10 protein-coding genes and 1 riboswitch are annotated in these 13,754 nt (G+C 37.5%); all 10 genes read right to left on the bottom strand.

What is annotated here, in order from left to right:
• Positions 1–15 precede the first annotated feature (15 nt).
• The gene (gene metF, locus HNP99_RS12275; RefSeq protein ID WP_173853679.1) at positions 16–972 is read right to left on the bottom strand and encodes a methylenetetrahydrofolate reductase [NAD(P)H]; all 957 of its coding nucleotides are present in this window, start codon (positions 970–972) and stop codon (positions 16–18) included.
• Positions 973–1,053: 81 nt separating this feature from the next.
• Positions 1,054–3,735 (bottom strand): methionine synthase, encoded by a 2,682-nt coding sequence (gene metH / locus HNP99_RS12270; RefSeq protein WP_173853678.1) that lies wholly within the window; start codon positions 3,733–3,735, stop codon positions 1,054–1,056.
• Positions 3,736–4,598: 863 nt separating this feature from the next.
• Positions 4,599–4,925 carry an NTF2 fold immunity protein gene (locus HNP99_RS12265; protein WP_173853677.1) on the bottom strand — a complete coding sequence of 109 codons (327 nt, stop codon included), beginning with the start codon at positions 4,923–4,925 and terminating at the stop codon, positions 4,599–4,601.
• Between the two features lie 26 nt (positions 4,926–4,951).
• A complete protein-coding gene (locus tag HNP99_RS12260; RefSeq protein WP_173853676.1) occupies positions 4,952–5,953 on the bottom strand; it encodes a homocysteine S-methyltransferase family protein in 1,002 nt (333 codons plus the stop codon).
• 248 nt (positions 5,954–6,201) lie between these two features.
• A riboswitch (SAM riboswitch) is annotated at positions 6,202–6,321 on the bottom strand.
• Between the two features lie 93 nt (positions 6,322–6,414).
• Positions 6,415–7,467 (bottom strand): NAD(P)/FAD-dependent oxidoreductase, encoded by a 1,053-nt coding sequence (locus HNP99_RS12255; protein WP_173853675.1) that lies wholly within the window; start codon positions 7,465–7,467, stop codon positions 6,415–6,417.
• A gap of 248 nt (positions 7,468–7,715) precedes the next feature.
• Entirely contained in the window at positions 7,716–8,300 is a 585-nt protein-coding gene (locus HNP99_RS12250; RefSeq protein WP_173853674.1) for a precorrin-2 dehydrogenase/sirohydrochlorin ferrochelatase family protein, read from the bottom strand.
• Positions 8,287–9,081 carry a uroporphyrinogen-III C-methyltransferase gene (cobA, locus tag HNP99_RS12245; RefSeq protein ID WP_173853673.1) on the bottom strand — a complete coding sequence of 265 codons (795 nt, stop codon included), beginning with the start codon at positions 9,079–9,081 and terminating at the stop codon, positions 8,287–8,289. Before cobA ends, HNP99_RS12250 begins: the two co-directional genes overlap by 14 nt.
• A complete protein-coding gene (locus HNP99_RS12240; protein WP_173853672.1) occupies positions 9,074–11,164 on the bottom strand; it encodes a HEPN domain-containing protein in 2,091 nt (696 codons plus the stop codon). Before HNP99_RS12240 ends, cobA begins: the two co-directional genes overlap by 8 nt.
• 219 nt (positions 11,165–11,383) lie before the next feature.
• Entirely contained in the window at positions 11,384–12,628 is a 1,245-nt protein-coding gene (locus HNP99_RS12235) for a sulfate adenylyltransferase subunit 1 (protein WP_173853671.1), read from the bottom strand.
• A gap of 168 nt (positions 12,629–12,796) precedes the next feature.
• Entirely contained in the window at positions 12,797–13,696 is a 900-nt protein-coding gene (gene cysD, locus HNP99_RS12230) for a sulfate adenylyltransferase subunit CysD (RefSeq protein WP_173839282.1), read from the bottom strand.
• Positions 13,697–13,754: the final 58 nt, after the last annotated feature.

Raw genomic sequence — 13,754 nt, 5'->3', positions numbered from 1 at the left:
ATATAAAAAATATCCTTAAAAAAGTTTACTCGCAATTTGTCTAATATTCTCTGATTTCCCCATAGAATAATAATGCAAAACAGGAACACCAGCCGCTTTCAACTCTAATGACTGTTGAATTGCCCATTCGATTCCCACTTGTTTCACATCGCCATTTGTCTTGCATTTATCTACAGCATCAATTAAATCTTCTGGCAAATCTATCCTGAAAATTTGTGGTAAAACATGCAAATGCCTTTGTACGGCCAATGGTTTTATACCCGGAATAATAGGCACCATAATCCCCATTTCTCTTGCCTTGGCTACAAATTCGAAATATTTAGCATTGTCAAAAAACATTTGCGTAACCACATAGTCTGCACCACCATCTACTTTTTCTTTCAATCTTTTTAAATCCGAAAGCAACGAAGGAGACTCTAAATGCTTTTCAGGATAACCTGCCACACCAATACAAAAATCAGCTTTATTGTCTACATGCATTACATCATGCAAATATTGCCCTTCATTTAGCAATTTTATTTGCTGCACTAAGTCAACAGCGTAATTATTCCCACCTGGTTTTGGTACAAAAGATTGTTCATCTTTCATCGCATCACCACGCAAAGCCATAACATTATTGATTCCTAAATAATGACAATCTACTAATAAATATTCTGTTTCTTCCTTGGTAAAACCACCACACAATACATGGGGAACGGTGTCTACATTGTATTTGTGTTTAATGGAAGCACAAATACCCAATGTTCCAGGTCGCATTCTTGTTAGTTTTTTATCTAATAATCCGTTTCCTTTATCCACATAAATAAACTCCTCACGAGAAGTAGTTACATCAATAAATGGTGGTTTAAACTCCATCAACGGATCAATATTATCGTACAATTCCTGAATCCCTTTTCCTTTTTGAGGCGGTATAATTTCAAATGAGAATAATGTTTTCCCTTTTGATTCTTCTATATGTTGTGTTACTTTCATTTTATTTTTTGTTTCAGGTTTAAAGTTTAAAGTTTAAAGTTCTCTTGAGCAACTTGAAACCTTAAACTTTAAACAACTTTTCTAGTCTGCTATATTCGGGTTCAACCATTTAGTTGCCATATCTGTAGAGATACTTCTTCGTTTGGCGTAATCGATTACTTGGTCTTCTTTTATTTTCCCAAGTCCGAAATACTTACTTTCTGGATTCCCAAAATAATATCCCGAAACAGATGATGCTGGCCACATTGCCATACTCTCAGTTAAGGTTACTCCTATTTCTTTTTCGACATTCAGTAATTTCCAAATTGTGGGTTTTTCTAAATGGTCTGGACATGCAGGATATCCTGGTGCAGGTCGAATTCCTTTATAGGTTTCTGCAATCATATCTTCGGTGCTCAATGCTTCATCAGCCGAGTATCCCCAAATTTCTTTACGTACTTTTTCGTGTAAATATTCAGCAAAGGCTTCTGCAAAACGGTCCGCTAGTGCTTTTACCATAATCGAATTGTAATCGTCTAAATCTTTTTCGAATTCAGCTGCCCATTCATCAACTCCAAAACCAGTAGTCACACAAAAAGCACCCATGTAATCTCTCACTCCATTGTCTTTTGGCGCGATAAAATCAGAAAGAGCTATATTTGGCGCACCTTTTGTTTTTTGTGATTGTTGGCGTAATGTCAAAAATGTTTGTAATGGTTTTCCGTTTTCATCTGTCAGCTCGATATCATCATCGTTAATTTGATTCGCAGGGAAGATTCCGTAGATTCCTTTGGCTGTCAGTTTCTTTTCTTTCAAAATCACAGCCAACATTTCTTGTGCATCCGCAAAAACCGAAGTTGCTTGTTCCCCAACTACTTCATCCGTTAAAATCGCTGGATATTTACCAAACAATTCCCATGTTCTAAAAAAGGGCGTCCAGTCGATATACGGAACCAATACATCTAGCTCTACTTCAATAACTTGTTCACCAATTATATTTGGTTTTACAGGAGTAAAATTATCCCAATCTAATTGCAATTTATTTTTTCGAGCTTGTTCAATTGTCAAGAAGTTTTTATCACGAGAACGATTTAAAAACGTTTCTCTAAACGCATCATATTCCGCTCTTATATCACTAGCATATATTTTTTTATCTTTATTCAACAAGCTTCCAGCTACAGTTACCGCTCTCGAAGCATCGTTAACATGAATGACTGTTTCTCTATACTGCGGTGCAATTTTCACAGCGGTATGCGCACGCGAAGTCGTTGCTCCACCTATCATTACCGGAATTTTCATTCCACGTTTGTCTAATTCTTTGGCTAGATATACCATCTCGTCTAGCGAAGGTGTGATCAAACCACTTAGTCCAATAATATCCACTTCGTGTTCTATGGCAGCAGCAATGATTTTTTCTGGCGCGACCATAACACCCAAATCCACAATCTCATAATTATTACAAGCCAACACCACAGAAACAATATTTTTACCAATATCATGGACATCTCCTTTTACAGTTGCCATCAATATTTTTCCGTTCCCTTGTTTGTCACCCGCTTGTTTACTCGCTTCGATGTACGGCAATAAATACGCCACCGCTTTTTTCATTACACGCGCCGATTTTACCACTTGCGGCAAAAACATTTTACCCGAACCAAATAAATCTCCCACCACGTTCATTCCCGTCATCAAGTTGATTTCGATTACTTCAATAGGTTTTGTGGCAGCCTGTCGCGCTTCTTCAACGTCTAGTTCTATAAAAGCATCTACTCCTTTTACCAGCGAGTGCGTGATTCTTTCTTGAACCGTTCCTGAGCGCCATTCTTGAATTGCCTTTTCATTGCTCTTTACATCGCCTTTTACATTCTCAGCAAAGTCTAATAAGCGCTCCGTAGCGTCATCGCGTCTATTCAGGATCACGTCTTCAACATGCTCTAATAAATCTTTTGGAATATCATCATAAATCGTCAACATCTCTGGGTTTACAATCCCCATCGTCATTCCGTTTTTGATCGCGTGATACAAGAAAACCGAGTGCATCGCTTCCCTAACCGTATCATTACCTCTAAATGAAAACGACACATTACTCACCCCACCGCTTATGTGTGCGTGCGGTAAATTTTCGCGAACCCACTTGGTTCCTCTAAAGAAATCCAAAGCGTTCAATCGGTGTTCTTCCATTCCTGTAGCAACCGGAAATATATTCAAATCGAAAATAATATCCTGAGGCGGAAAACCCACTTTATCAACCAAAATATCATACGAACGTTGGCAAATTTCGACTCTACGATCGTAATTATCAGCCTGACCTGTTTCGTCAAAAGCCATGATAATCGCTGCAGCACCGTAACGCTTAATCAACTTAGCATGATGAATAAAAGCCTCTTCGCCTTCTTTTAACGAAATCGAATTCACCACACTTTTTCCTTGTACTACTTTTAATCCAGCTTCGATAATATCCCATTTCGAGCTATCAATCATGATAGGCACACGCGAAATATCCGGTTCGGCAGCAATTAAATTCAGGAATTTTGTCATGGCATATTCGCCATCCAGCATCCCTTCATCCATATTAATATCGATGATTTGCGCGCCGCCTTCCACTTGCTCCTTAGCAATACTTAGTGCTTCTTCGTATTTTTCTTCCTTGATTAACCGAAGGAATTTTCTAGAACCCGTCACATTGGTACGTTCCCCAATATTCACAAATACGCTTTCGGGCGTAATGATCAAAGGCTCTAATCCCGCTAATACAAGGTTTCTTCTAGTTTCTTGTTCTGCCATTTTTTCTTAAATTCCTGAGTTACTATCCCAATAGCTATCGGGAGCTAGTCTCTAAGTTTATATTTTGTGCTTTTTAAAAAGCTGTTTTTTTTCATTATTATTTGGGCGTGACCCAAAAGGGTCGGGCTATTCGTTCCCGCTCTTTTTCTTAAATTACCTCGGATTTCAACCCGAGACAATTCAAGAAAAAGGAGCTCCACTTTTATCCCTCACGCAATTTTGTGCATTCTATGTCATTGCGAGGAACGAAGCAAAGCAATCTCACTCAGCATATCTCATCAACATTATTTCAATTACCTGATTTCCTTTAAGGAAGAATCACTTCACTTACTCTCGATACGTGATTCCTTCGTTCCTCGGAATGACTAATGCGAATTTTCTTGTCATTGCGAGGAACGACGCAATCTCACTCAGTATATCTCATCAACTTTATTTCAATTACCTGATTTCCTTTAAGGAAGAATTACTTCACTTACTCTCGATACGTGATTCCTTCGTTCCTCGGAATGACTGATACGAGCTTTCTTGTCATTGTGAGGGACGACGCAATCTTACCCAACATATCTCATCAACATTATTTCAATTACCTGATTTCCTTTAAGGAAGAATTACTTCAGTTACTCTCGATACGTGATTCCTTCGTTCCTCGGAATGACTAATGCGGATTTTTTTGTCATTGCGAGGAACGACGCAATCTCACTCAGCATATCTCATCAACTTTATTTCAATTACCAGATTTCCTTTAAGGAAGAATTACTTCAGTTACTCTCGATACGTGATTCCTTCGTTCCTCGGAATGACAAATTTGACTAATTTTATTTTTCAAAAACGCTTAATTTCAATGTTTTGAAGGTTAAATAAAATCACTTACCGTGAAACATTTCAACAACCTTTCCATCTTTTGCAGATATACTAATATCGAAAACCCCTCCGAAACCTACACTCCAAAAAGTTCCCTCAAGATGCCATATGGAATCCTTTTCAATTGTCACTCTATACGGTCTTTCACCTTCAATTTTATCTTTCCCATATGATTCAAATAAAACTGATTCTGCTATCCCAACTGCCGTTTCTTCTTTAGTTACTAAACAATCTTCACAAATAATATTTTTTTCAATCACAGAAGTAGTCTTTGCTACCTGATTACAACTTAAAACCAAAAAGCAAACTAAAACTAAAAGCTTCCTCATAATAAAATGTTTATAGAAACAATAATTTACATAACCGCTACCGAAACTCTTGGTTTATAATCCTTAGCGATATCTGCAATTAGCCTGATGTGTTCTGGGGTTGTACCGCAACATCCACCTATGATGTTTACTAAATTATCGTCAAGGTATGTTTTTATCTGGGCTTGCATTTCTGCGGGGGTTTCGTCGTATTCTCCAAAAGCGTTTGGCAATCCTGCATTAGGATGCGCTGATACATTGAAGGCGGTGTTTTGGGACAAAGTCTGTAAATATGGTTTCAGTAAATCGGCACCAAGGGCGCAATTGAAACCCACACTTAACAACGGAATATGCGAAACAGAAACTAAGAATGCTTCTACCGTTTGTCCCGAAAGTGTTCTTCCTGAAGCATCGGTGATTGTTCCGGATACCATGATTGGAATATCGATATTGCGTTCGTCTTTTACTTCTTCGATGGCAAAAAGTGCGGCTTTGGCATTTAGTGTGTCGAAAATAGTTTCGACTAATAAAATATCACTTCCGCCATCAATTAACGCTTCCACTTGTTGCTTGTAAGCAATTCGCAAATCATCAAAAGTTACGGCTCTGTATCCTGGATCGTTTACGTCTGGTGACATACTCGCTGTTCTATTTGTGGGCCCGATTGAACCCGCTACAAAACGAGGTTTATCTGGATTTTTGGCGGTGAATTCATCGGCTACTTCGCGGGCTAGTTTAGCCGACTCATAATTCAATTCATATACATACTCTTCAAGGAAATAATCGGCCATACCGATGGTGGTTCCTGAGAACGTATTGGTTTCAACGATATCAGCTCCGGCTTCAAAATACGCAGCATGCACCGCTTTTATAGCTTGTGGCTGTGTTAATGATAGTAAATCGTTGTTCCCTTTTAGAGAATGTGGAAAATCTTTGAAACGCTCTCCTCTAAAATCTTCTTCAGAGAAATTGTAACGTTGCAACATAGTTCCCATGGCTCCATCGAGGATGAGTATGTTTTTTTTAATGGCTTCGTGAATGCTTGACATAACTTTTTATTTCTTGTAAATCACAATCGGAATTGAGATAAATACTTTTGATTAATAGTTCTAAAAGTTCACTATTGTTTGTCTTTAGCCCTGATGGAAGCGGCATCCTATTGTGCCGGTGTTCGGCGCAATAGATATAGCGTACAGCAGGAAGGATCGTGGTTAAAATGCACCGTTGATCTGCTCTAAAAAAATAATATCGATAAGTTGTCAAGAAAAGGTTTGAGAAATACGTGAGACGTATTCTTGTGTTATCTATCTTAGAAACTAAAAAAAATCAGTTTAAAGTAGAATGTAGCACCTTCTTTATAATATAAAGGGTTGCTAAGGTTTCATCGGGTCTTTCCCTCCGCCTTTCGTGATAACGATCAATAAATATAGGAACACTGCAAAGAAAAGACATAGCGCTATTACTTGCAAGTATTAGCGCTATATTTTTTAACTTGTATTTATGTTTTTTGTTAAACTATTGCTTTAACAACAGCTTTTGGTGCTTCTTTACGAGTTCCGTCAAATCCGTCCACTCCTGAAACTGTAGTATATTTCAATACATAACGTTTTCCGGGATTGATAATTTGGTAGGCCGCTTGACACATTAATGTTGCTTCATGGAAACCACAAAGAATTAACTTCAATTTTCCTGGGTAGGTATTTACATCACCAATGGCAAAAATACCTGGAATATTCGTTTGGTAATCTAAAGCATTATTTACTTTGATAGCATTTTTTTCTATTTCTAATCCCCAGTTTCCTATAGGACCTAATTTTGGCGTAAGACCAAAAAGCGGAATAAAGAAATCGGTATCAATAGTACGATTGGCTCCATTTTCCTCGATTACAATCGACTCGACGTGCTCTGCTCCATTCACTCCTACTACCTCAGCTGGTGTAATCATACGAATTTTTCCAGCATCTTTTAATTCTTGTACTTTTTCGACAGAATCTAAAGCTCCACGGAATTCATTACGACGGTGAATCAAAGTCACCTCTGAAGCGACATCTGTCAAGAAAATACTCCAGTCTAATGCTGAATCTCCTCCACCGGCAATAACCACTCTCTTATCTCTGAACTCTTCTGGATCTTTAATAAAATACTTGATTCCTTTATTTTCGTAGAAATTGATTCCGTCGATTAATGGTTTTCTAGGTTCAAAACTTCCTAAACCTCCAGCAATAGCAATTACCTTAGCGTGGAACTGAGTTCCTTCGTTTGAAGTAACAATAAAACTTCCGTCTTCTTGTTTATCGATAGTTTCAGCACGTTCTCCAAGTGTAAAACCTGGTTCGAATTGCTTGATTTGTTCCATCAAGTTATCTACTAAATCTCCTGCTAAGACATCAGGAAAACCTGGGATATCATAAATAGGTTTTTTAGGGTACAACTCTGATAACTGCCCTCCTGCTTGTGGTAAAGCATCTAAAATATGGCATTTTAATTTTAATAATCCTGCTTCAAAAACTGCAAAAAGACCAGTTGGGCCTGCTCCTATTATTAGGATATCTGTTTCAATCATGTTCGTATTAATTTTTCCTCCCCCCATCCCCCTCCAACCCCGATAGCTATCGGGAGGGGTGACTGGGTGGAGTTTCTTTTGTTATACTAGTTCTTACTTATTATTATTATTTTGCAAAGGAACGATTGAATATCTCTCATTCAAATGATAAATATCATCCGAACACTTTACTCTTAATTCTTAAATCTTTCCTCTAACCTCAATTCTCTTTATTCTTGGCTCTTGCCTATTGACTCTTGCCTCTAACTTCAATTCTCTTTATTCTTCAAACTTTCGGTGATCTCATTCATCTTCTGAACTTTCTCTTCAAAATCTCCTTTTAGCGTTTTGCGAAATTCATTCAAGTTTTCGACCATTGTATTAATGTCCTCTGGAATTACTTCTTCAAAAAACTCTCTTAATCTTTTGGCTGTTGTTGGTGATTTTCCATTGGTCGAAATAGCAATTTTCACATTTCCTTTAGTTACAATTCCGCCTAAATAATAATCACATAAAGGTGGCGTATCGGCAATATTGCAAATCAAATACCGCTCTCGAGATAAATCATATATCTTTTTATTTACTTCAAGATTATCCGTACAAGCAATAACCATATGCCTTTTCTTGAGCATCTTTTTCTTGAATTTCTTCATGGTTAATTTTACCGAATTATGCTTGTTGACCAGCTCAACTAACTCTGGTAAAAAACGCGGAGCAACTACCTCAACATTAGCATTAGGACTGGATTTTAGTAAAAAAGATAGTTTCTCTAAACCTACATTTCCGCCTCCAACAATCAATACATTAAGATTGTTGAGTTTTAGAAATACGGGATATAATTCATTCCTTTCCATATAATACTTGTTTGTTGCTAATGGATTTTAATTCTTTATAAAACCCAGTGCTTTTCTTGCTATCTCCTACCACTTCTCCAATTACAATAATCGCGGGAGAACTTAGATTCTTGTCAGCAACTACTTGCTGAATCGAATTTATTGTTCCTATTCCAATTTTCTCTTCTGGAGTGGTTCCGTTTTGAATAATCGCAACTGGTATTTCCCCTTTAGATTCTTTTTTGAAAATTGCCACAATTTCATGCAATTTACTCATTCCCATCAAAACAACAACAGTTGCTGATGATTGAGCCGCCAAAGCCACATCTGTTGATAATTTTCGCGCCGAAGTTGTCCCTGTTATTACCCAAAAACTCTCCGAAACGCCTCTTTTTGTCAAGGAAATTCCTTGCGAAGCAGGTACGGCAATCGAGGAAGAAATTCCAGGAACAACAAATGTAGGAATTCCAAAGCTTTCTACATAGTCAATTTCTTCACTTCCTCGTCCAAAAATAAAAGGATCACCACCTTTAAGACGAACGACATGACCATAAGTCAAGGCATTATCTACAATTAGTTGGTTGATTTGATCTTGCGTGTACGCGTGGCATCCTTTTCTTTTCCCAACAAATATTTTCAACGCTTTCTTTGGAGCGTAACTTAATAACTCGTCATTTGCCAAAGCATCATATAAAACCACATCGGCTTCAGCAAGTGCTTTTGCTCCTTTTATAGTAAGCAAATCTGGATCTCCTGGACCAGCTCCTACTAAAGTTACAATAGGTTTTACAATTTTATGCATTTGCTAAATCTTTTGTTCTGTAGGTTTCTATATTTTGAAAAAAAGCAATTGCTTCTTGTATGTATTTTTTGGCGAAAGCCTCAGAAGGTTCGTTTTGATTAATTTGGTATACTAAATCTTTGAAGTTTGTATCTAAAGTGATTTTGTTACTTTCTACAAAAACAGTGTCAAACAAATTAATGATTCCTGCATGGTGGTTTGTTTTTTGGTTTTCAGCCAATAACAATGCTTTAGCACCGTTAACAAAACCAGCATAAGCCAAGTAAATAGCATCAGCCCAATTTTTATCTTCGAAAGCCTCTTGAGCAAACGTCAATTTATCTTTTGCTTCCAAAATTAAAGTGGCAACCAAGTCAATTACAACTCCCGCACATTCTCCTACTCCAACTGCTTTTACATAATTATCTGCATTTCCCCAATCGATAAAATCTTCGTCAGTAAGATTAGTCACATCTGCCAAGGGTTTTAAGAATTCGTAAAAATACTTTTCTCCCTGCGCATCGTAGTAATCTAAGAAAGATTTTCCGTTAGCATTCGCTTCAAAATCGTTTAAAATAAATCGCAATGCATCTGGTCCTCTACGACTTGGAATTTTAATTACTTTATCAGAAAAACGTCCTTTTCCATCTCCTAAAATTCCACCACCAAGCAATACTTGTAAAGCTGGCGCTACTAATTTACCAGAGTTGATCGACATTCCTTGAAAACCTATTGACGACATGTTATGTTGCCCACAAGCATTCATACAACCGCTGATTTTAATTGTAATTTCGCGATTCTCTTTGTATTGCGGAAACTCTAATTTCAATACGCGTTCTAGCTCTTCGGCAATTCCAGTACTACTTGCAATCCCAAGGTTACAAGTATCTGTTCCTGGACAAGCGGTAATATCATTAATTGTATCGTAACCTAAAGTAACAAAATCTAGTTTGGCTAATTCTTGGTAGAAGAATGGTAAATTCTCTTCTTTTATATTTCTAAGAACAATGTTTTGTTTTAGTGAAAAACGCAATTCATTAGCTCCGTAATTTTTAATTAATTCAGCTAAAGCTCTTGCTTTGTCTGTATAAAAATCTCCTAACAGCACTTTGATTCCAATCGCAACATAACCTGCTTGTTTTTGAGCAATCACGTTCGATTTTTTCCAAGCTTCGTAAGCAGCTGCATCATCAATGGTTACTGCAGGTACTTCTAATAAAGGAGCTGGAATTGCACCATCAAAAGCGGTAGTGTCTATTTCGTATGACTGGTAGGATAATGCTTTTTTCTCTTCCTCTACCAAACGTAAAAACTCTTCTTTACCAATGTCTTTGATTAAGAATTTCATACGTGCTTTTAAACGCTTGGCTCTTTCACCATGACGGTCAAAAACTCTTAAAACTCCTTCGGTAGTTGGGATGATTTGGTTTACCGGAATAAATTCGGATAACAATTCGGCGTGATGTGGTTGCGATCCTAATCCTCCTCCTAACATCACTTTAAAACCACGTTCCCCATTTACAATCTTTGGAATAAATCCTAAATCATGTAAATAACTCAAGGCAGTATCTTTATCTGAAGAAGAGAATGATATTTTGAATTTACGTCCCATCTCTTGACAAATAGGATTTCTCAAGAAAAATTGAAACATGGCGTGCGCATAAGGCGAAACATCGAAAGGTTCGTCTACATCAACACCCGCTAATTCACTTGCTGTGATATTACGTACGGTGTTCCCGCAGGCTTCACGCAATGTGATATCGTCTTTGGCTAAATTTGCCCAAAGCTCTGGAGTTCTATCTAAACTCACATAATGAATTTGGATATCCTGACGCGTTGTGATATGCAAACGCCCTGTTGAGTACTCATCAGAAACTTTAGTAATACGCTGCAATTGTTCGCTTGTCACCTTACCAAAAGGCAATTTGATACGAATCATTTGCACGCCTTCTTGACGCTGCCCGTAAACTCCACGCGCTAAACGCAGACTACGGAAACGCTCATCATCAATTTTACCGTCTTTGAATAATGCTATTTTTCTTTCTAAATCGATGATCTCTTTTTGAACAATCGGATTTTCTATTTCGGTTCTAAAACTTTCCATACCTATTTTTACTATTATCCTCCCCCCGGCCCCCTCCGAAGGAGGGGGAGCCATTGAGGAGCTTTATTGTGTTATATAATCTGATTGTATTTTTAATAACCAGAATAAAAATCAACCTATTTTGTTGTTCAAGAAATAAGCCTTATACCCACAAAGCTTATCTACAAACATTTTCTACAATCTCTCCCTCCCCTTCGGGGAGGGCTGGGGTGGGGATCCTTATCGTATAAACCCTACTCCCGCAGTCGTATTAGTTGCTGCATCAATTAAGATAAAAGCACCGTTTGATTTATTATCGTTGTAAGCATCAAAATAAATTGCTTTGCTTAACTTGATGTTTACTTCTCCTATTTCGTTAATTGCTAATTGAGATGCTTCTGTTGTTCCTGAAAAATCAGTTGCAATCACGTTTTTCACGCTATCAATTTTAGCTAAAACTCTATTCGTATTGTGTTGTACAAAATATTTTGCGCCTGGAATTAGCTTTTTACTGTCCATCCAACAAACTGTAGTATTGATATCTTTTTCTACTTTAGGCAACTCAGATGATTTTACAATCATGTCTCCTCTAGTTACATTGATATCATTTTCTAATTCGATAGTAATTGAAGATCCTACTGAAGCTTCGTCAAATTGTTTATCGAAAAAGTGAATGTTGGTTACTTTCGATTCTGTTAAAGAAGGCAAAACCGTTACAGCATCTCCTACTTTAATATTGTTTCCGTACAATTTACCAGCGTATCCTCTAAAATCGTGGTACTCTTCTGTTTTTGGACGAATAACGGTTTGCACTGGGAAACGTGCTTTACCTTTTTCATATACATCAGCTGGCTCTAAAGCCTCTAAGTGTTCTAAAATTGTTTGTCCTTCGTACCAAGGCATGCCACCTAAAGATTCCACGACATTATCACCCGTCAAAGCACTCAACGGAATGTAACTTACGTTTTGCTCTTTGAAAGTACTTTTGGCGTTTAATGCTTCAAAGTCGGCTTTGATTTTATTAAAAACTTCCTCTGAATAATCAACTAAGTCCATTTTATTTATAGCAACAATTACTTCTTTTACTCTCAACAAATTATTGATAAAAAAGTGACGGTAGGTTTGCTCAATAACCCCTTTACGAGCATCAATCAAAATGATAGAAACTTGTGAAGTCGAAGCTCCAGTTACCATGTTACGCGTGTATTCAACATGTCCTGGAGTATCAGCAATGATGTAACTTTTCTTAGCTGTAGAGAAATAAATATGCGCCACATCAATCGTGATTCCCTGTTCTCTCTCAGCCACTAAACCATCCGTAGCCAAAGAAAAATCTAGATAATCATATCCTTTTTGCTTGCTGCTTTTTTCAATTGCTTCTAATTTATCTGTAGTCAAAGATTGTGTATCGTATAATAATCTCCCGATTAAGGTACTTTTTCCGTCATCTACACTTCCTGCTGTTGCTATTTTTAAAACTTCCATATTCTTATTTTTCCCCACCCCGGCCCTCCCCGAAGGGGAGGGAGACGAGTCTGGTATGTTTTTATGAACTAATATATTTTTTATTTTCTTCCTTTAAAGATCAAAACTCGAAATTACTACTAATCGGCTTTGACCTCCTCCCCTTCGGGGAGGGTTGGGGTGGGGATTCTAAAAGTATCCTTGTTGTTTTCTTTTCTCCATCGCTGCCTCTGAACGTTTATCGTCAATTCGAGCACCTCTTTCAGAGATTGTAGAAGCTCTAATTTCGCCTACTACTTCTGAGATTGTTGCTGCATACGAATCAACTGCTGCAGTACAACTCATATCACCCACTGTTCTAAAACGAACAATGCGTTCTTCAATTTCTTCGTTTTCTTCTTGGTACACATATGGAGAGTGTGACCAAATCATTCCATCTCTCAAGAATACTTTACGCTTGTGTGAAAAGTAAATGGAAGGAATCTCGATTTGCTCTTGTTCGATGTAACTCCAAACATCCAATTCTGTCCAGTTCGAAATAGGAAAAACACGTACGTTTTGACCGTTTTCGATTTTACCATTTAATAAATCAAACAATTCTGGACGTTGGTTTTTTTCATCCCATTGACCAAAGTCATCACGAACAGAAAAAATACGCTCTTTAGCTCTCGCTTTTTCTTCATCACGACGAGCACCACCAATACAAGCATCAAATTTAAACTCTTCGATTGCGTCTAATAAAGTGGTTGTTTGCAAACTGTTTCTACTAGAGTATTTCCCAGTTTCTTCAACAACCTTACCTTCGTCAATTGCATCTTGTACATTACGAACGATTAATTCTAAACCTAATTCTTTTACCAATCGGTCTCTAAATTCTATTGTTTCTGGAAAATTATGCCCCGTATCTACGTGCAATAACGGAAACGGAATCTTAGCAGGAAAAAACGCTTTCTGCGCTAAGCGAACCAATGTAATTGAATCTTTTCCTCCAGAAAAAAGCAAAACTGGCTTATCAAATTGAGAAATTACTTCTCTAAAAATGTATATCGCTTCGCTTTCTAATGCGTTTGTTTTTAATATTGAACTCATGTCTTTTGTTTTATCCTCCCCCCAACCCCCTCCGAAAGAGGGGGAGAGCAAACGGAGT

The organism is Flavobacterium gelidicaeli (assembly GCF_013294005.1).
Taxonomy (GTDB): domain Bacteria; phylum Bacteroidota; class Bacteroidia; order Flavobacteriales; family Flavobacteriaceae; genus Flavobacterium.
Note: the sequence above shows the minus strand (reverse complement) of the source record. Positions and strands in the feature narration are given on the sequence as shown.